The following is an 18,771-nucleotide window of genomic DNA, read 5'->3' on the forward strand; positions in this document are numbered from 1 at the left end:
TATTGACAAATGAGAAACAAGAAAAAACTACTCATAGAACAATTAGACCAAAAACTGGCTCATTTTAAAGATGCAGGAATGGTCCTGGTCCCACAAAAAGGATGGGTAAATACTATTAGAACCACTCTTAATATGACAAGGGACCAATTAGGGACCAAACTTGACTTGACTAAAGGAGCTATTCAAAAAATCGAAGAACGTGAAGCTACAGGTCAGATAACCATCAATAAACTAAAGGATGTTGGCAATGCCTTGAATATGAAATTTATTTATGGTTTTATTCCTAAAGATGGGACCATCGAAAGTCTAATCAACTTAAAGGCTGAAAAACTGGCCCGAAAAATTGTTTTAAGGACCAATCAAAATATGAAATTAGAGGACCAAGGAATCAGTGAAGATAAAATTGAACATTCAATAAATGACTTGGCTAATGAAATAAAAAGGGAAATGAGAAAGTCATTATGGGATTAGATTTAAAATACGCAGATGGCCAAACACCTTTAGATGAAGACGAAAAAGAAGGTCTAAAAATAAAATCAATAACAACGCAAAAAGAACTCGATGAATTTGAACAGTTAAATATTGAAAAAGCTGTAGAATGGACTATTCGAGCTAATTTAAAACCTGAAAAAATATTGACTGAAAAGTTTATAAAAGATTTACACAAAAAAATGTACGGCGATGTTTGGAAATGGGCAGGTGAATTTAGAAAGACTGACAAAAACATTGGAATAAAATGGACTCAAATCGGAATAGAACTGAAAAATCTAATTGATGACACTAAATATTGGTTAGAAAACAAGACTTATCCACCTAAAGAAATTGCTATTAGATTTAAACATAGAATCGTAGCAATTCACTGCTTTCCCAATGGAAATGGTAGACACTCAAGAATGATGGCTGATATAATTATTGAATCTATTTTCGGAAAAGAAATTTTCAGCTGGCACAAGTCAAATATGGTTAGAGCAGATGAAACAAGAAAAGAGTATATCATAGCATTAAGAGAAGCTGACAATGGAAATATAAAACCATTAATAAAATTTGCAGAAAACTAAAAAACTTAAGAAGTACTGTGGCTAAAAACAAGTAAAAACTCAATAATTTCTCATTAGAGTACTTTTATATTCTTTATCATATATCAACCCTGATTTAGCAATAACAAAGGCCTGTTTTAAGAGCTTATTGCACACCGCAATAAGTGCTAATTTCTTACTCTTCCCTTTGGCCACTATTCGCTCGTAAAGATCTCTGCAAGCTTTGTTGTATTTACAAGCATTAAAACTGCACATAAATAATAAATTACGAAGTTTTTGATTCCCTATTTTACTTATTCGAGGTCGTCCTTTTACACTACTTCCACTTTGCCTAATCACTGGTGTTAGACCAGCGTAACTGCATAGTTCTGCGGCACTTGTAAACCGATCAAAACCACCTGTTAAAACCACTAACATAATGGATGTTTTAGGTCCAATGCCTAGAATAGTTTTTAAACGAGTTAATAGGTCTTGATGTGCTCGTTTTACCAAAACCAGCAACTTATTCTCTAAAGCTTTCATCTCTTTTTTAAGCTGTGTTAAACTCCGTTTTAAGGACCTTACAACTGCTTTACTTGGCGCTCCTAAAACAGCTTCTCCATGTAATTTGTTTTTTAACATAGTGCTCTGTTTTGTGTATACAGATAGTGCTCTGGTGATTTGAAGACATTCCATTTCATCCTTAGTGTTGCCCTTCCACAGTTTTAGATCTACCTTCTGAGCATACTCACAAATAAGTTTTGAATCGCTCTTATCTGTCTTGATTTTTGACAACTTCATCTGGATAAAACGTTTTACTGACAAAGGGTTTTCTACCGATACTTTTATGCCAAATTCTAGTAAATGGTAAGCTAGTTGATAGTGGTAATAACCTGTAGCTTCCATCACACAATGACTATTATTATCTAAGAGTTTTGTAAACTTCTTAAAGCCTGATGCATTGTTTTTAAACTGATAGTAATTACCATTTGAATCGGTAACATCAAACACTAAATAGCTAATGTCAATTCCAAAATATTTAATATTTTTAATCATAAGAAAATGTTTTTTTGAAAGTACATACTACGCGAGTTTCAACGACTTAAAATCGAGGTCTAAAAGCCTCATACAACTGTACGAAATCTGTGTAGAAAAGAGAGGGGATTTTCAATGTTGACGAGATCTTAGTCTCTGCGTGTATAATAACCTTATTCCTCTCTTTGGTGCTTTCTGATTTATATCTAAATTTAATGAATTGTAAACTTAAGCCGTGTATAGTTAATTGCTTTGGCAAGTGCTTATCTAGAAAATTCCTTCGGAATTTTCTCGCGTTCGTTTTTGTTTACTAAATTAGTTGCTTAACCACGCAACTAACCATACACAATCACGTAACCAATTAAAACACAGATGACGTAAAGATGTCATATAGATGACGACATCAATGCCAATGCTTTTATTTAGCTTTGTTTCAACAATTAAACATCACTCAATTGAAGAATAAAGATTTAGCAAAACGAGTAAAAGAATTAAGAAAGCGAAACGGTATGTCACAAGAACTCTTGGCAGAAAATTCTGGGTTAAGTTTACGTACAGTTCAAAGAATTGAAAATGGAGAAACCCAACCTACTGGAGATTCCATTAAAAGATTATCAAGTGGTTTAAATGTTACACCTAACGAATTAATAGATTGGCAAATTATTGAAGATAGTAAAGCTTTATTACTATTAAACTTGTCGCAACTCTGCTTTATAGCATTTCCATTACTTGGTATACTAATTCCATTAATTATTTGGACTTCAAAAAAAGATAAGATAAAGGATATAGACCTTGTTGGAAAATCTATTTTAAACTTTCAAATATCTTGGACATTACTTTTATTTTTATTAGTTATTGGTCTTTTTATTACTTCAAAACTTGAACTAACTACCATTTCCTTTGCCGGAATACTAATAACTATCAGCGCAATGTATTTTCTAAATTTTCTAGTTGTAATAGCTAATACCTTCAGATATCATAATGGGAAATCTTTAAAGTATCTAATAGCATTTCAATTCTTAAGTTAATCTCAAGGCAATTAAACTAAACCAAATAACGAACTAATGAATAAATCAAACTACAAAGTAACATTTGAACTTGTATTACGTCAGTGCGTTTTCATAATTCTTAATATTTATGCATTGTCTAAATTGTTAGGTGGTCAATTTTATATGAAAGGAAAATTACCTGCTGAAATTGCAAATACAACATTAGGTGAGGCAAGTGGATTTTCATTAGCCTGGACATTTATGGGACATTCATATTTTTACATAATGTTTGTAGGAATTGTGCAACTCATTGGTGCTTGGTTTCTTTTATGGAATAAAACAAAGCTTATTGGAGTATTGATATTATTACCTATAATGGTAAACATAATTGTATTCGATATTATTTTTCTTGATGTATATCCAGCATTAGCCAATGCCATAATAGTTCTTTTAATGTTATTCTTAATTCTATTTTTCAATAGAGAAATAGTAAAAGATACTGTCATTAAGCTTACTAACTTTCAATCAAAATCTAGTGTTTCAATTAAAAAAAGATTAATCACTTTTGGAATTACTATTCTATTTATTATATTAGTTTTCAGTTTTGATTCATTTATTGAATACTGGCTTGGAGCAAGTACAGAAAAAATAATTGAATAATAACTGGTTACAACAAAGTACTGTGGCTAAAAACAAGTAAAAACTCAATAATTTCTCATTAGAGTACTTTTATATTCTTTATCATATATCAACCCTGATTTAGCAATAACAAAGGCCTGTTTTAAGAGCTTATTGCACACCGCAATAAGTGCTAATTTCTTACTCTTCCCTTTGGCCACTATTCGCTCGTAAAGATCTCTGCAAGCTTTGTTGTATTTACAAGCATTAAAACTGCACATAAATAATAAATTACGAAGTTTTTGATTCCCTATTTTACTTATTCGAGGTCGTCCTTTTACACTACTTCCACTTTGCCTAATCACTGGTGTTAGACCAGCGTAACTGCATAGTTCTGCTGCACTTGTAAACCGATCAAAACCACCTGTTAAAACCACTAACATAATGGATGTTTTAGGTCCAATGCCTGGAATAGTTTTTAAACGAGTTAATAGGTCTTGATGTGCTCGTTTTACCAAAACCAGCAACTTATCCTCTAAAGCTTTCATCTCTTTTTTAAGCTGTGTTAAACTCCGTTTTAAGGACCTTACAACTGCTTTACTTGGCGCTCCTAAAACAGCTTCTCCATGTAATTTGTCTTTTAACATAGTGCTCTGTTTTGTGTATACAGATAGTGCTCTGGTGATTTGAAGACATTCCATTTAATTCTTAGTGTTGCCCTTCCACAGTTTTAGATCTACCTTCTGAGCATACTCACAAATAAGTTTTGAATCGCTCTTATCTGTCTTGATTTTTGACAACTTCATCTGGATAAAACGTTTTACTGACAAAGCGTTTTCTACCGATACTTTTATGCCAAATTCTAGTAAATGGTAAGCTAGTTGATAGTGGTAATAACCTGTAGCTTCCATCACACAATGACTATTATTATCTAAGAGTTTTGTAAACTTCTTAAAGCCTGATGCATTGTTTTTAAACTGATAGTAATTACCATTTGAATCGGTAACATCAAACACTAAATAGCTAATGTCAATTCCAAAATATTTAATATTTTTAATCATAATAAAATGTTTTTTTGAAAGTACATACTACGCGAGTTTCAACGACTTAAAATCGAGGTCTAAAAGCCTCATACAACTGTACGAAATCTGTGTAGAAAAGAGAGGGGGTTTTCAATGTTGACGAGATCTTAGTCTCTGCGTGTATAATAACCTTATTCCTCTCTTTGGTGCTTTCTGATTTATATCTAAATTTAATGAATTGTAAACTTAAGACGTGTATAATCAATTGCTTGCTTCTAGCCTACTTGGAAATTCCTTCGGAATTTTCTCTGGTTCGTTTTTGTTTACTAAATTAGTTGCTTAAACACGCCACTAATCATACACAAACCGTTGTAAAACAGTAACAGAAAAACCCGAATAAAAAAGTAAAATATGACTAAAAAATATTCTTCCAAAGTTTCTTACGGATTATTGACTGTTGTATTCGTAGTCTTTTTTAGTCCATTAATCCTAAACCTGATTAAAAGCGGAATCAATCTGAATTTGACTTTAATAAGTATATTTTTAATAATAATCTTCGGACTTATAACTCATATGTTCCTCAAAACGGAATATATAATTGAGGATAAAAAACTTAAAATTAAATGTGGATTCTTTACTTACAAACCAATTGAAATCAATGAAATTAGGGAAATAACAAAATCTAGTAATATTATTTCTTCGCCAGCAGCATCGTTTGACCGAATTGAAATTAAATATGGAAAATTTGAGGAGTTAATAATTTCACCAAAAAACAAATTTGAGTTTGCACAGTATTTGACAAATTTGAACCTGAAAATAAAAAACAACATAACTGAGGAATAAAAACGTGTTACAACACCGTATAAAATTTATTGCTAATACTAGCTTACTTACGAAAGCCCTCGCGGACTTTCTTGGTCGGTAATTATTTACTAAATTAGTTGCTTAAACACGCCACTAATCATACACAACAACGTTTTCTGTAATTAAAAACCACCTGAAACAATAGAATGATATTCTTTTTGACCTTTTAAGGTTAAGTAAGGAAAAATGGCTTGTGTTAAAATTACCGAATATGTTAAAATCGTTTTTTTTGTGATATTTGAATTGAGAATTTCTGCATCTGAAATCCAAAAATCCCCTAAAATTTGAAAACGCTTATACAAGTTTTTATATTCGTTTGGTAAAATTTCTTTTCTCATTAAACCTTCTTTAATCAATAAATTAAAGAGCATTGAAAATTGCTCTTCTCTTTGTATGGTTAACTCGGAATAATGTTTTTTAATCTTTTTATTTTCACGCATAATTTGAGTGAAATCAAGCATAAAAAAACGATATTCATGAAAATTAAACATTATTGTTTCAGAAATACTTACCAATAATTGAAAAGGGTTTTTGCTCTCTTGCATACTTGACATACTACTGTCAATATTTTTTACCAATTGAAAATACAAGCCCTCAATGATATCGTCACGTTTTTTGAAATGATAATTCAAATTCCCTTGACTTATCCCCATCTTTTTTGCAATTGTCCTAAGCGTTACTTGAGACAAACCAAGTGAATTAAATAATTCTAAAGAAGTGTCTAAAATTATTTCTCTGGTTTTTTTCATCTTACAAAGATAAATAAAATAGTACACTTGACCTAAATATAAAATAAATTAGTACCTTTGACCTAATCTTAAATTAATAAAAATGAAAGTTGAAAAAATTAGCAGTAAAATAGCGAGTTGGTCGTTAATATTCGTTGGTATTGGACACACAATTACAGATTTAACAAGTCCGAAAAGTGAAACACAAATTGATTTTATCCAAAAAATGAAAGAATTCCCAATCGAAATAATGGGAACTGCAACCAACATTTTTTCCTTTCATCAAGGTTTTAGTTTAATGATGGGATTATTACTTTTTGGATATGGACTATTGAATATTCTAATTTTGAGAAACAACCAAGCGTCATCTATTCCCACTAACATTATAATTTTTAACATTATAATTTGTGTAATTTCTTTCGTTTTATCAATTAAATATTTTTTTATAGTGCCAATTGTATTCACAGGTATTGCACTTTTAGGATTCGCAATTTCATTAATTATTAAACTTAGAAAATGAAAATCTCAATAATAGGTGCAGGAATTGGAGGGTTAACTACTGCCATTGCTTTAAAACAAAAAGGATTTGAGGTCGAAATATTTGAGACATCTACAGATTTTAAGAAAGCAGGTTCAGGCATAAACTTGGCAATTAATGCAATGCAAGTATTTAAAAAATTAGGTGTTTATGAAGAAATTTCATCGTTAGGTAGTTATACAGATTCTCTACTTATAACAGATGAAAAACTAAAAACAATTACCAAAGTGAATTTAGTAAATGCCGAAAAAGAATTTAAGGCTAAAACTTATGCAATTCATAGAGCAACTTTACATACTATTTTGTTGGATAAATTAGACGGAGTAAATATTCTCTTAAATAAAAAGTTAAAGTCACTAAGTCAGACAACTGATGAAGTAAATTTTACTTTTGAAGACGGAACATCATATTCTTCAAATATATTAATTGGTGCGGATGGAATTCACTCTGTGGTCAGAAAATCAATCATTAATAATACCGAACTGCGAATTGCGAAACAAGTATGTTGGAGAGGAATAGTAAAAATAGATATTCCAAAAAAGTATCAAACCGAATTAAATGAATTATGGGGAAAAGGAAAACGTTTTGGCTTTGTTCATATTAATGAAAATGAAGTGTATTGGTACGCACTGGCAAATTATAAAACTGACTATAAAAAGGAATTTTCTAATGCTAAGTTGGAAGAATTATTTTCAAATTTCAGTCCATTAATTAAAAAAATAATATCTACAACAGAGAAAAGGAATGTGATTTTTAATGAAATGATGGACTTAAAACCAATTTCAAGTTGGCATTATAAAAATGTATGTTTAATCGGAGATGCATCTCACGCAACAACACCAAATTTAGGGCAAGGTGCTTGTCAAGCCATTGAAACGGCCTTTGTTATTGCAGAATGTTTATCAACCGAAAAAAACATACAATCAGCATTTCAAAAGCTTGAAAGAATAAGAAAAAAGAATGCCGAAAAAATTATAAATACAAGTTGGACTGTTGGAAAAATGGCTCACTTAGAAAATAGGTTTGGAATGTTTCTGCGGAATAACTTAATGAGACTAATGCCGAAAAAATTAACTGAAAAACAATCAACTTCTATTTATAAATTGAACTATTGAAAAGAAAACTACAGAGAACAATGTATAAAAATAATAGCGGTTTTAGTGCTAAATTCAAAGTGAGTATCTTTGTACAAAGTTTAGTGATAAATTGAAAGATTTACGTCTTGAAATCCGCTACTATTCTTATAATAAACGTTATAGCCCATTTACAAAAGAAACAAACGAGAAATTAATGAAACTAATTAGATTTATAACAATACCACTTGTAGTAATATTGATTCACTCTTGCGCAATCAAAACATATAGGGTTGCTGAACGTAGTGCATTTAGAGCAACACCATACGATATCGGTCAAGATAGTATCGATTTAGAAACTTATAATACGAACTATCAACAAAAATGGTTAAACATATCGGCAAGTATTATAGATTCAAGCAGGACTGAAATAATTAAAAGCGACACAATCGTTTTAAAGAGAGATTATGTTACAGTTAATGATAGCACGACCCTTGAATATTTTGAGTATTCTCCAGTTGAATATGACAAAACAATAGTGTTTTTTATTGGGAATTCCTCTAGACACACATCCTATGCAGAATATTTAGTGACACTATCAATAAAAACAAAATCTAGAATTATTTCATGGAATTATCGCGGGTATGGGTATAGTGATGGGAAATCATCTTTTAAAACTCAGTTTATAGATAATTTAGAAATGTTCGAAAAACTTGATATTGAAGATATTGATGATGATTTGATTATAATAGGTTATTCTTTAGGTTCAACATTTGCAGCTGATTTAGCAGTTATTAAGCGACCAGATAAGCTAATTCTTTTATCTCCAGTATCAGATGTTTCTGATATGTTAAAGCATTATAAGAAACAATTTCTTAGTGGAGGTAAGTTTATATTAAGACCGTTTATTGATTTAACAGTTCCAGATTATTTATTGAACATAAGTAATATTGAAAAAGTAAAACAATATTCCAATGATTTATTGATACTTCATGCTAAGGATGACGAAGACCTTCCTTATAAAATGGGATTGAAATTATTTGAAAATTCAATTTCGACTAATAAACAATTAATGACGATTAAAAAAGGAGGACATTCGGCAGCATTTGAAACAGAGAATTTAGAAGCTGTTGTGAGTTGGATTAAAAACGGGCTATAACAACGGCTCAAACGCAATGCGGGTATGGGTTTAACCCGAATGTGATATAGCATTTACCAACCCCGCAAATTTAATTTCCTCACAGAAATAAAATTATGTAGATTGTGTACGATAAATAAATTTGCTAGCCGCCAAAATGGAACTAATTTGTTGTTAAGTCCGCACTGTCGTTTAGCTAACCGTTGGCAATAATTTGACCAAATGTAGCGCAAACTAAGTGCAAATGAATATTAAGACCCTTAGAGAACAAAAACATCTTACTCAGGAAGATCTTGCTAATGAATCTGGAATTTCTATAAGGACAATCCAGCGAATAGAAGCCGGACGAGAGCCAAAAGGACATACAGCAAAAGCACTGACAAATGCACTTGGTCTAGATTTAACTGCTATAAACAAAACAGAGAAACCTATAGAAGATTTAAATTTTTCATTAATCAAGTTAATTAACTTATCTTCTCTATTTGTGACCTTTATTCCACTATTGAATATTATTCTGCCTCTTGTTATTATATACTTCGGTAAACAAAATAATAGTATTACTAAACAAATCATTTCTCTTCAAATTTTATGGACCATTGTTGCAACTCTTATTTTCTTAATAACAGGGTTTCTTAAACTTTCATTTTCTCTTTCTCATTTTATTACACCCTGGGCATTAGTTGTTCTGATATTTATAAATGTTATCCTAATACTAGTGAACACTGCAAGTATCGATAGATCTAAAAAGCTGTTTTTCAAGCTTAATTTCAGTCTTATTTAGGAACAATAGCACTACTGTCGGCATATTGTCGTAGCATTGTCGGGCTAATTTTTATGATTGTACTATCGTCTTTTAGATTTTTGAAAAGAAATAAACAAAAAATAAAAAGATGAAAAAAACACTTCTTGTCTGTACGACAATTACATTATTAATATTTGGAACATTAATTTCTAATGCTCAGGAAAAATTAAATTCTAGTGATGCTTTTACTAAAATTGACAATTATTTAAATGATGGAATTCTCAACGGTTTTTCTGGTGCAATTGCTGTTGTGAAAAACGGAAAAATCATTATTAACAAAGGCTATGGAGAGGCTAACAAGCATACTAAAACCCTTAATGGCCCAAATACTATTTTTGATATTGGTTCTAACACAAAACAATTTACCGCAACAGCAATTTTAAAGTTAGTTGAATTAGGAAAAATAAAATTAACAGATCCTTTAAGCACGTTTTTCAAAAATCTACCAACAGAAAAACAAAACATCACAATACATCAACTTTTAACACATACTACTGGCTTTTCAGAGTCTATAGGACGTGATTTTTCAGAAATCTCACAAAAGGAATTTTTCGAAAAACTTTTTGCAAGTACATTATTATCTGTGCCTGGAGAAAAATATTCTTATTCAAATACAGGATATAGCTTATTAGGAAGAATCATAGAATTAGTTTCTGGTCAATCGTACGAGGCTTTTGTAAGCGAGCATCTATTTACACCAGCAGGAATGTTTCAAACAGGATATCTTTTGCCTAAATGGGATACAAAACAGATGTCTCATGGTTACAACAGAAATATATTAGAAACGGAGTCAACAATTACGCGTTATCAAGAAACTGGAGATGTCAATTGGCACTTAAAAGGGAATGGAGGTATTAACTCGACTCAAAATGATATGCTACTTTGGCACAAAGCTCTAAAAACAAATATAATATTGACACCAGAGTCATTTGAAAAATTAAGTACACCCTATCCCTATACTTCATCTCCTAAAAGCACGTCTAGTTATGGCTATGGCTGGGGAGTTAAAATGTTTGAAAACAATATTAAAAGGATATCACATAATGGTTCTAATGGGACATTTATGCATACTTTAATTTGGTACCCAAAAGAAGATATCTACATTACCTATGCTACAAATGCAAATAGCGCGAAGGTTGAAGGTATTGCTTATGTTGCTGCAAAAATAATTTTGGACGAAAGCTATGTTCCAGAACCAATTAAAAACAATGTATACTCATTTACGATGGATTACATAAAACAACATTCAACAGATAAATCGAAAGAGCTCCTTACATTGCTTCAAGAAAATTACGCTGATGATATAAAAGATTCTAGGCTTTTAAATTCATTTGGAAATCTCTTAATAGGAAGGTTAAATGAAAATTTAGATTGGGCTTTGGAATTATTTAAAATAAATGTTCAGCAATACCCTGAGGATGGTAATCTTTGGGACTCTTTAGGTGATGGATATAAAGTAAATAACTTAAAAGATGACGCTATTAAAAGTTACCAAAAAGCAATTGAATTGGGATATAAAGATTCACAGGAAAAGCTAACCGAACTAATTAAGGGCTAGAAAAACAACTATTGCCAACAAAATAATAAGTAATAGCGATTTGAGTTTTAATTCAAATCGCTATTACTTATTATTTTGTAGATTACTTTCTGAAAAGTAGTGTATTCAAAATCGCTGCTACTCATACACAAATACGTGGTGCATTAACTCACTCTGCTGAAAACGCTATCTAAACTGTATTTATTCAAATATTTTTCTTAACCTTATATCCAAGTAGATACAGTATTTGTGTTTCATATTGAGAAAACAAATGAATTTAACAAATGGCTGAGAAAGTTAAAAGACTTTAAAGCAAAAGCGAAAATTTTGTTCAGAATTCAAAAATTAGAAACTGACGAACATTTTGGCGATTGTTATTGGCAATGGAATTCGGGAAATGCGAATAAATTTTGCGAAAGGTTACAGAGTTTACTTTAAAGAGAAAGACGGAAAAGTCATTGTTTTACTTATTGGCGGAGACAAATCTACTCAACAGAAAGATATTGCAAAAGCGAAAGAAATTTGGGAAAAATTAAATAAATAGAAAATGGGAACTTCAAGATTAGAAATAGCGGATTATTTGGATAGCAAAGAAATGATTGCGAAATACCTCAATACTGTTTTGGAAGAGGGAAATAATACGGATATAATTAATGCAATCGGACATATTGCGAAAGCAATCGGAATGACAAAAATTGCAGAGGAAACTGGTTTGAGCAGACCGAGTTTGTATAAAGCATTATCTGACGGATCGAAACCTCAATTTGCAACAATTATGAAAGTATTAAAAGCAATCGGAGGACAAATTCAAGTGCATCCAATGTCTGCTTAAAAAAATAACGATACCACAACAATGGCTATAATTAATACGGGTTTCGGTGCTTAACCCAAAGTTTAGTGCTTTTAACCAAGTCCGCCAAATCTTTTGATTTGGCTTTACAATAAAGAAGATAAAATAAAATAAAAAGTTTTGGCTAATTGCTTAATCGAAAGTTTACTACTTTTAGTTCCCGTACTAACCATAGCCGAGCCGTAACCAATTTGAGAATCGAACGAGTATAGCATGAAAAGAACTTTAAATGTTTTACATTTTAGTCTATACGTGATAGAAAATAAATTACACTTTCTTTTCAATAAAATCAATCCAGCCCTATTGCTTTACAAAATACCATCTATTAAAAACCGAATGAAAGAAAAATATGGAATTGAAAATCCAACGGAATGGTATAATAGATTTTGGACTGATAAAAAGGATGGATTTAGTCTTTGGTTTAGTGGTGGCTGGCTTATTGGAATTATAGCTCTGATTTTTATCAGTATAGGAAAAATTGCAATCAACATTACGAACCCTGAAATAGTATTAAATTATTATTATTTCATTTTACTAGGCGGTTTATCATATTTAATATGCTATTTTTTTGTTTTTAAAAATGATGGATACTTAAAATATTTTGATGAATTCAAAAATTGGACAAAAACGGAAAAAAGAAAGAATGTTTTATTGAGTCTAGGTTTCATTATAGGTGTTATAGCTTTATTTTTTTCAAGTCTATTATTTTAAAAATAAAAACTGGTTACAACACCGGCTACAATTCATTGCGGCGGAATTTCCTAAACGGAAATTCTTATCTTGCAATGATGGCTTGGTATTCTCGGAATGTCCTAGCGCACGATTCCGCAACGAAACGATAGCCAAACCGTTACACCTAATTAAAACTTCCTAAGTGTAACAATTCTCTTTTATAATTGTCTTAATAATAAACGAACAAGAATTAAACATGAAAAAGGCAATCATTACAAGTTTTATCCTACTTATTTTTTTTAATACCTCTTACACATTTTCTCAAACGAAAAATAGTAAGATAGAAAACACAACAGAATACTTTCATCAGAGAAACGAAGCGGTAAATTTAGTCAAAAATAAAAAATGGCAAGAGTCCATCACTATTTTAGAGAACCTCACTAAAGACTATGAAAACGATCCTGATTTATTTTATTTATTAGGACTTTCTTATTATCAAATAGAACAGTATCAAAACGCCATTACTGCACTAAAGAAAACTCTTGATTTAGGAGGAACTATTTTAAGGGGAATTCCAACAGGTTCTGCACCGTCAAATGATATTATGATAAAAATCGCTAAAGCATATGCTAAAGACGATGATAAAAATAATGCGATATTATGGCTACGAAAAGGTTTTGCATCACGTTATGACGAAAAACCCTTCTTAAAGGGTAGTTCTGCTTTTAAAAATTTCAATGACGATGAAAATTTTCTAGCTCTATTTGGTGATAATAATCAAACCAATATTATAAGAGAAGAAACTTGGACTAATGATATTTCATATTTAGAAAAACGAATTAGTGAGTTGCATTATAGTCCTTATCACAGCATTTCTAAAACAGAATTATCAAAAGAAATTCTAAATTTAAAAACAAATATAACGTCATTATCTGATGAACAGATTATTGTAGAACTAATGAAAATTGTTGGAAGTTTGGGCAATGGACATAATTTGATTATTCCGACATCTTCAAATAAAGGTGCCTTAAAAAAACTTCCTGTTCAGTTTTATCAGTTTACTGATGGACTATTTATTGTTGATGCTGAGAAAGGCTTTGAACAATGGATTGGTTATAAAGTAGAGTTGATTGAAAATACACCTATTGAAGTAGCACTTCAAAAAACAAACGCTGTAAATGCGAGGGATAATGATATGCAAATACTCTGGTTAGGACCTTATTATTTGGGATTACCAGATGTATTAAAAGGTTTAGGAATTATAAAGAACTCAAATCAAGTAATTCTTACTTTAAGAGATTTAAAAGGAAAGTCTCAAAAAGTCACAATGAATCCAGTGGTTTGGAATTTTTCCGACTTCCCTAAAATGCCAAAGCTAAAAGGCAATGAACAACCAATATTCTTGTCGAAAACAGAAGACCCATATTGGTATAAATTGATTCCAAAAAATAATAGTATATATATTCAGTTTAATGTTGTTACACAAAAGAAAACCCAATCTTTAGAAGATTTTAACATCGAATTACGTAGTCAGATATCTAAAAATAACACACAAAATTTAATTTTAGATTTGAGACATAATCACGGCGGAAATGGTTCTATGTTACCACCAATGTTAAAAACGATTATCAATTTTGAAGTTATGAATCCGGATGGAAACGTCTTTGTGCTAATGGGACGAGAAACTTTTTCTGCAGCTCAAAACTTATTAACAGATATTGCGAAATACACAAATCCAATTATGGTAGGCGAACCTAGTGGCTCAAAACCTAACCATATTGGTGAAGCAGGATAGTTTAAGTTACCATATTCAGGATTAATGGGACTTATTTCGACACAATTTCATCAAACATCAAAAGCAGAGGATAATCGCAAATGGATTGCGCCACATATTCCTATCAGTTTATCATCAACCGATTATTTTAATGGAAATGATAAGGCTTTTAATGTTATATTGGAAGTGATAAAGTCTAATAAAAACTAGGTTAAAAAAGTATATAATTTATTGCTAGTTCTAGCTTACTTACGAAAATTCCGCTGGAATTTTCTGTCTGTGATTTGTTTGCTAAATTAGTTGCTTAAAAACCCAACAAACCATATACTAACCGTTACTAGCAAGCTAAAAAAACACCATTAATGAGTGAACTACTTTATAATTCCCTTAGAGAAATTTATCCTCTTAGCGCCACAGATTTTGAAGAGATAACCAAAATAATGCATCATAAAAAATATAAAAAGAATGAGCGAATATTGGATTTTGGAAAAATTGAAAAAAAAACAAACCTAGTTTTAAACGGCATTGTTCATCAAGAAATAATGATAGAAGATGAAATTTTCACAACTGACATTTCACTCTCGGAAATGTACTTTAATAATCTTAAAAGCTATTTAGAAGAAACACCTTCTGTAGAGATACAAACTGCTATAACAGATGTAGAAGTACTTTATTTAACAAAGGAACAAGCAGAAAAGCTTCGTTATGAGAATCATGCCTTTTGTTATATATATGCGAAATCTTGGGAAAAAACACATCTTGAACGAGAAAAAAGGTCTTATCTTCTTCAGAAAAAAAATGCCTTCAAACGCTTTGAATTATTTATGCAAACCAATCAAAATGCAAACAGATACTTGCAAGAAGTTCCTCAAAAACTGGTCGCAAACTACCTCAATTTAACACCTGAAACTTTTAGTAGAATAAAGAAAGAATACTTTTTAAAGAAGTAAATTTCTTATTTGAGAATAAGAAATAGAAAACGTAAAGAACCGTTCTTTGCATTTATTTAAAAAAAAATTAATACATGCGTACTATAAAAGTAATTCTGCTTATTGTATTTTCTCTTAACTATGTTGAAAGCTACAGTCAGTTCAATGGTGAAAATAAAGAAATATCACTATCCATTTATAATAATACATTTGGTTTACCATTTGTACAATTCGAACCTATTTATTTAGGTGGAGAAATTGGCTTTACATTTTTACAGAATGACAAACCAATCACAACGCAAAAAATCTCTGCTCAATTAGGTTTTTTTAACCATAAACTAATTGCAAATGCACCCTATTTAAAATTCACATATAGCTATCAGTTAAAAATATTAGGGACTATAGGAATAAATGTATATGCTGGACTAGGTTATATTCATACTTTTTATCCCGGTGATGCCTATTCGTTCGATACCTCACAAGGCTCTTATGAAAAAAAACAGCTTAACCAAGCTTTTTTATTAACCAATGCCGGATTTGGCATTAGTTATTTAAAAACAAAAAGAATTTCCCCTTATATAAAATATGAATTAATGATGGCTGGTTCTGATACTGAACGACTATTTACAAATTTTCACTTAGGTATTTCTATTAAATTAAACAAAACTAAAAATGAATAAAATAAAAAAATACACATTTATTGTTGTAACAATTTTATTGTGTTGTTCTTCTTGTGAAAAGGATGGTATTATTCCAAGCAATCAATTTAACAATACCCTATCTTTTGAAGATAATAGTTTTCAGCATATAAAGAATGACACCTATCAATCTGTAATTGATTCATATATAAAAAAAGGCATCATAGGAACCTCTATATATGTAAAAGATAATAATGGCATTTGGATAGGTGCTGGTGGTAAAGCAGATATCTTATCTAATATTGATGTAGATAAAGGAAATCAATTTATGATAGCTAGTATAACCAAAGTTTTTACTGCAACTGTAATATTTTCATTGGTTGATAATGGCATACTGAGTATAGATGATAACATCTCGGAATGGATTCCATCTTCTATAGCAAACAATATAGAGAATGCAAATGAAGCTACTATTGCTGACTTGCTGAGCCATAAAAGTGGAATAGCAGATTACTATACTACCAAATTTGAAATGGCTAGGTACAACACTGAACATAACTACTGGGTACAAGAAGATATTTTAAAATATGTTTATGGGAAGGAAGCAAGTTTTCCAGTCGGACAAAAATATTCATACTCAAACACGAACTTTCTTTTGTTAGGGATGATTATAGAAAATGCTACAAATATGACTTTAAAAGATGCATATGATGAAAATCTATTTTTACCATTAGAATTAGAAAACGCTTATTACGGGACTGGAAGAGATGCTGCCTCAACTAGCCTTATAAGTGGGTATTATAATCTTTACGGAAATGGTTTTATTCTTTCAGACTTCTTATACGAAGACGAATTAAGCACAGGTGACGGTGGTATAATAATAAACCCTCAAGACCTTGGTAGATTCTTTGATGAATTAATGCAAGGAAATCTATTAAGTCAAGCTAGTTTAATGAAAATGCAGGATTGGTTTGATATTGAAGGTAACGGAAAAAATGGTTTTGGATTAGAATATTTTCAGAATGAACACGGTATTAGTTACGGACATACAGGTGGTGCAGACGGTTTTACCTCTGTAGCTCATTACTATCCTAACGAAGATATTACTGTAATTATACTTCTAAATTTCACCCCTTCTGATGACTTATTTAATACAACCCTTGATTTCATTTCTGATATAAAAGATGTTGCATTCGAATAATTCCCTAAATTAACGATTTAAATACCTGTATATTAGGTAACGAACAATAAAACACTCAAAATAAATGAAAAAATTAGTTATAACATTAATCTTAAATATTCTTGTTAGCTCAATGTATTGTCAAACAAATGATTCTATTTTAAGAAAATTGACCGAAGAACTTGAGAATATATGTTCAAGAGAATATATTAATGGATTCTCCGTGGCTATTGTAAATCAAGATGGCACACTATACGAAAAAGGGTTTGGGTATTCTGACATTAAAGCGAGCAAGAAATACACTAATAATACAGTTCAAAACATTGCTTCTATTTCCAAAACTTTTATTGGCATTGCATTACTTAAAGCTCAGGAGCTTGAAAAACTAAATTTAGACGACCCCATAAATAAACACTTATCTTTTAATGTAAATAATCCGTATTTCCCTAATGAACAAATTACAATACGACAATTAGCAACTCACACCTCTAGTATTAAAGATCCTTCTAGATATGAGAAGAATGGATATATTTTAAAAGAAAAAGAGAATAAGGAAGCTAAAGTAAACAGCAATTTTCGTTCACCTGATGAAAAATTGGTTCTGGGTGAATTTTTAAAAAATATTTTAAGTACAGAAGGGAAGTGGTATAAGAAGAAGAATTTTTTAAAGACAAAGCCAGGAGAAATATTTGAATATTCAAATGTTGCCGCAGGATTAGCCGCCTTGGTAATAGAAAAGGCAACCAATCAATCATTTAACGAATTTACCAACGAGCATATTCTTACACCTTTAGGAATGTCCAATTCTGGTTGGTCATTTACTGAAGTAGATTTTTCAAAACATTCTAAATTATACAAAGACAAAGAAACCGAATTAGCTTTTTATCAATTGGTTAATTATCCTGATGGTGGTTTAATTACTTCTTCTACTGATTTAGGGAAATACTTAACCGAACTAATTGCAGGTAATAATGGTAATGGTAGCATCTTAAATAAGCAAAGTTATGAGGAACTATTTAGACCACAACTGACTGATAAAAATTATAATGAAAGAAATGAAAGTGCTTATAATGACGAATATAATATGGGTGTTTTTATGGGTATTTCAGCGCAAGGACAAATAGGTCATACTGGTGGAGACCCAGGAGTCGTAACCCATATGTTTTTCAACACTGAAACTAAAATCGGAAAACTTTTGATTGTCAATACCGACCTTAAAAAAGAAGGAATAAAGGAATTTATAGATATATGGAAAAAATTAGAAGAATATGAAACTAAATTATAAGCCAGCTGGTAACAATGGCTATAATTAATACGGGTTTTGTGCTTAACCCAAAGGTTAGTGCTTTTAACCAAGTCCGTCAAATC

Annotated in this window: 21 protein-coding genes and 1 pseudogene; 19 read left to right on the forward strand and 3 right to left on the reverse strand. The window is 30.7% G+C overall.

Annotated features, from left to right (window positions below):
• Positions 1–9: 9 nt before the first annotated feature.
• Both ABXT67_RS07820 and ABXT67_RS07825 read left to right on the forward strand, forming a co-directional pair.
• On the forward strand, positions 10–471 hold the full coding sequence (locus ABXT67_RS07820; protein WP_415376703.1) for a mobile mystery protein A: 462 nt from the start codon (positions 10–12) through the stop codon (positions 469–471).
• The gene (locus ABXT67_RS07825; protein WP_415376704.1) at positions 462–1,058 is read left to right on the forward strand and encodes a mobile mystery protein B; all 597 of its coding nucleotides are present in this window, start codon (positions 462–464) and stop codon (positions 1,056–1,058) included. The genes ABXT67_RS07820 and ABXT67_RS07825 overlap by 10 nt, the downstream gene beginning before the upstream one ends.
• A 39-nt stretch (positions 1,059–1,097) precedes the next feature.
• On the opposite strand, the gene ABXT67_RS07830 is transcribed toward ABXT67_RS07825, so the two are convergent.
• On the reverse strand, positions 1,098–2,072 hold the full coding sequence (locus ABXT67_RS07830; protein ID WP_415376705.1) for an IS110 family transposase: 975 nt from the start codon (positions 2,070–2,072) through the stop codon (positions 1,098–1,100).
• A 434-nt stretch (positions 2,073–2,506) separates the two neighbouring features.
• Here ABXT67_RS07830 and ABXT67_RS07835 point away from each other — a divergent pair, with 434 nt between their 5' ends.
• Positions 2,507–3,079 (forward strand): DUF4870 domain-containing protein, encoded by a 573-nt coding sequence (locus ABXT67_RS07835; RefSeq protein WP_415376706.1) that lies wholly within the window; start codon positions 2,507–2,509, stop codon positions 3,077–3,079.
• Between the two features lie 36 nt (positions 3,080–3,115).
• A complete protein-coding gene (locus tag ABXT67_RS07840) occupies positions 3,116–3,700 on the forward strand; it encodes a hypothetical protein (RefSeq protein WP_415376707.1) in 585 nt (194 codons plus the stop codon).
• A 44-nt stretch (positions 3,701–3,744) separates the two neighbouring features.
• On the opposite strand, the pseudogene ABXT67_RS07845 reads toward ABXT67_RS07840, so the two are convergent.
• Positions 3,745–4,719 (reverse strand): annotated as a pseudogene (locus ABXT67_RS07845) (IS110 family transposase).
• Between the two features lie 372 nt (positions 4,720–5,091).
• Between ABXT67_RS07845 and ABXT67_RS07850 the strand changes: the two are divergent.
• The gene (locus ABXT67_RS07850) at positions 5,092–5,523 is read left to right on the forward strand and encodes a PH domain-containing protein (protein ID WP_415376708.1); all 432 of its coding nucleotides are present in this window, start codon (positions 5,092–5,094) and stop codon (positions 5,521–5,523) included.
• Between the two features lie 143 nt (positions 5,524–5,666).
• Here the strand turns inward: ABXT67_RS07850 and ABXT67_RS07855 are convergent, their stop codons facing one another.
• Positions 5,667–6,320 carry a TetR/AcrR family transcriptional regulator gene (locus ABXT67_RS07855; RefSeq protein WP_415376709.1) on the reverse strand — a complete coding sequence of 218 codons (654 nt, stop codon included), beginning with the start codon at positions 6,318–6,320 and terminating at the stop codon, positions 5,667–5,669.
• 55 nt (positions 6,321–6,375) lie between these two features.
• Between ABXT67_RS07855 and ABXT67_RS07860 the strand changes: the two genes are divergently transcribed.
• The 14 genes from ABXT67_RS07860 (at position 6,376) to ABXT67_RS07925 (ending at position 18,688) form a co-directional block, all read left to right on the forward strand.
• Positions 6,376–6,792, forward strand: coding sequence for an LIC_13387 family protein (locus ABXT67_RS07860; protein WP_415376710.1), 417 nt, complete (start codon positions 6,376–6,378; stop codon positions 6,790–6,792).
• Positions 6,789–7,925, forward strand: a complete 1,137-nt coding sequence (locus ABXT67_RS07865) for an FAD-dependent monooxygenase (protein WP_415376711.1) — start codon at positions 6,789–6,791, stop codon at positions 7,923–7,925. The genes ABXT67_RS07860 and ABXT67_RS07865 overlap by 4 nt, the downstream gene beginning before the upstream one ends.
• A 175-nt stretch (positions 7,926–8,100) precedes the next feature.
• Positions 8,101–9,042 (forward strand): alpha/beta hydrolase, encoded by a 942-nt coding sequence (locus ABXT67_RS07870; protein ID WP_415376712.1) that lies wholly within the window; start codon positions 8,101–8,103, stop codon positions 9,040–9,042.
• 223 nt (positions 9,043–9,265) lie between these two features.
• Positions 9,266–9,802 (forward strand): helix-turn-helix domain-containing protein, encoded by a 537-nt coding sequence (locus tag ABXT67_RS07875; RefSeq protein WP_415376713.1) that lies wholly within the window; start codon positions 9,266–9,268, stop codon positions 9,800–9,802.
• Positions 9,803–9,911: 109 nt separating this feature from the next.
• Positions 9,912–11,381, forward strand: coding sequence for a serine hydrolase (locus ABXT67_RS07880; RefSeq protein ID WP_415376714.1), 1,470 nt, complete (start codon positions 9,912–9,914; stop codon positions 11,379–11,381).
• Between the two features lie 343 nt (positions 11,382–11,724).
• Complete coding sequence (locus ABXT67_RS07885; RefSeq protein WP_415376715.1) at positions 11,725–11,904, forward strand: type II toxin-antitoxin system RelE/ParE family toxin; 180 nt, start codon at positions 11,725–11,727, stop codon at positions 11,902–11,904.
• Positions 11,905–11,907: 3 nt separating this feature from the next.
• Entirely contained in the window at positions 11,908–12,192 is a 285-nt protein-coding gene (locus tag ABXT67_RS07890; RefSeq protein WP_415376716.1) for an addiction module antidote protein, read from the forward strand.
• Between the two features lie 231 nt (positions 12,193–12,423).
• A complete protein-coding gene (locus tag ABXT67_RS07895) occupies positions 12,424–12,921 on the forward strand; it encodes a hypothetical protein (protein ID WP_415376717.1) in 498 nt (165 codons plus the stop codon).
• 217 nt (positions 12,922–13,138) lie between these two features.
• On the forward strand, positions 13,139–14,677 hold the full coding sequence (locus ABXT67_RS07900) for a tetratricopeptide repeat protein (protein WP_415376718.1): 1,539 nt from the start codon (positions 13,139–13,141) through the stop codon (positions 14,675–14,677).
• A gap of 24 nt (positions 14,678–14,701) precedes the next feature.
• Positions 14,702–14,866, forward strand: coding sequence for a hypothetical protein (locus tag ABXT67_RS07905; RefSeq protein WP_415376719.1), 165 nt, complete (start codon positions 14,702–14,704; stop codon positions 14,864–14,866).
• A 152-nt stretch (positions 14,867–15,018) separates the two neighbouring features.
• Positions 15,019–15,606, forward strand: a complete 588-nt coding sequence (locus ABXT67_RS07910; protein ID WP_415376720.1) for a Crp/Fnr family transcriptional regulator — start codon at positions 15,019–15,021, stop codon at positions 15,604–15,606.
• Positions 15,607–15,680: 74 nt separating this feature from the next.
• Positions 15,681–16,265 (forward strand): hypothetical protein, encoded by a 585-nt coding sequence (locus tag ABXT67_RS07915; RefSeq protein ID WP_415376721.1) that lies wholly within the window; start codon positions 15,681–15,683, stop codon positions 16,263–16,265.
• On the forward strand, positions 16,258–17,424 hold the full coding sequence (locus tag ABXT67_RS07920; protein ID WP_415376722.1) for a serine hydrolase domain-containing protein: 1,167 nt from the start codon (positions 16,258–16,260) through the stop codon (positions 17,422–17,424). Before ABXT67_RS07915 ends, ABXT67_RS07920 begins: the two co-directional genes overlap by 8 nt.
• Positions 17,425–17,488: 64 nt before the next feature.
• Complete coding sequence (locus ABXT67_RS07925; RefSeq protein WP_415376723.1) at positions 17,489–18,688, forward strand: serine hydrolase domain-containing protein; 1,200 nt, start codon at positions 17,489–17,491, stop codon at positions 18,686–18,688.
• Positions 18,689–18,771: the final 83 nt, after the last annotated feature.

It is taken from the genome of Patiriisocius sp. Uisw_017 (assembly GCF_047731265.1).
Taxonomy (GTDB): Bacteria; Bacteroidota; Bacteroidia; order Flavobacteriales; family Flavobacteriaceae; genus Patiriisocius.

Excerpts from the sequence above, each read along its gene's own strand:
- ABXT67_RS07830 (WP_415376705.1), bottom strand. The coding sequence starts at position 2,072 with ATGATTAAAAATATTAAATATTTTGGAATTGACATTAGCTATTTAGTG.
- ABXT67_RS07920 (WP_415376722.1), top strand. The coding sequence starts at position 16,258 with ATGAATAAAATAAAAAAATACACATTTATTGTTGTAACAATTTTATTG.
- ABXT67_RS07850 (WP_415376708.1), top strand. The coding sequence starts at position 5,092 with ATGACTAAAAAATATTCTTCCAAAGTTTCTTACGGATTATTGACTGTT.
- ABXT67_RS07825 (WP_415376704.1), top strand. The coding sequence starts at position 462 with ATGGGATTAGATTTAAAATACGCAGATGGCCAAACACCTTTAGATGAA.
- ABXT67_RS07860 (WP_415376710.1), top strand. The coding sequence starts at position 6,376 with ATGAAAGTTGAAAAAATTAGCAGTAAAATAGCGAGTTGGTCGTTAATA.
- ABXT67_RS07900 (WP_415376718.1), top strand. The coding sequence starts at position 13,139 with ATGAAAAAGGCAATCATTACAAGTTTTATCCTACTTATTTTTTTTAAT.
- ABXT67_RS07925 (WP_415376723.1), top strand. The coding sequence starts at position 17,489 with ATGAAAAAATTAGTTATAACATTAATCTTAAATATTCTTGTTAGCTCA.
- ABXT67_RS07870 (WP_415376712.1), top strand. The coding sequence starts at position 8,101 with ATGAAACTAATTAGATTTATAACAATACCACTTGTAGTAATATTGATT.
- ABXT67_RS07910 (WP_415376720.1), top strand. The coding sequence starts at position 15,019 with ATGAGTGAACTACTTTATAATTCCCTTAGAGAAATTTATCCTCTTAGC.
- ABXT67_RS07890 (WP_415376716.1), top strand. The coding sequence starts at position 11,908 with ATGGGAACTTCAAGATTAGAAATAGCGGATTATTTGGATAGCAAAGAA.
- ABXT67_RS07875 (WP_415376713.1), top strand. The coding sequence starts at position 9,266 with ATGAATATTAAGACCCTTAGAGAACAAAAACATCTTACTCAGGAAGAT.
- ABXT67_RS07820 (WP_415376703.1), top strand. The coding sequence starts at position 10 with ATGAGAAACAAGAAAAAACTACTCATAGAACAATTAGACCAAAAACTG.
- ABXT67_RS07905 (WP_415376719.1), top strand. The coding sequence starts at position 14,702 with ATGGGACTTATTTCGACACAATTTCATCAAACATCAAAAGCAGAGGAT.
- ABXT67_RS07880 (WP_415376714.1), top strand. The coding sequence starts at position 9,912 with ATGAAAAAAACACTTCTTGTCTGTACGACAATTACATTATTAATATTT.
- ABXT67_RS07865 (WP_415376711.1), top strand. The coding sequence starts at position 6,789 with ATGAAAATCTCAATAATAGGTGCAGGAATTGGAGGGTTAACTACTGCC.
- ABXT67_RS07895 (WP_415376717.1), top strand. The coding sequence starts at position 12,424 with ATGAAAAGAACTTTAAATGTTTTACATTTTAGTCTATACGTGATAGAA.
- ABXT67_RS07915 (WP_415376721.1), top strand. The coding sequence starts at position 15,681 with ATGCGTACTATAAAAGTAATTCTGCTTATTGTATTTTCTCTTAACTAT.
- ABXT67_RS07840 (WP_415376707.1), top strand. The coding sequence starts at position 3,116 with ATGAATAAATCAAACTACAAAGTAACATTTGAACTTGTATTACGTCAG.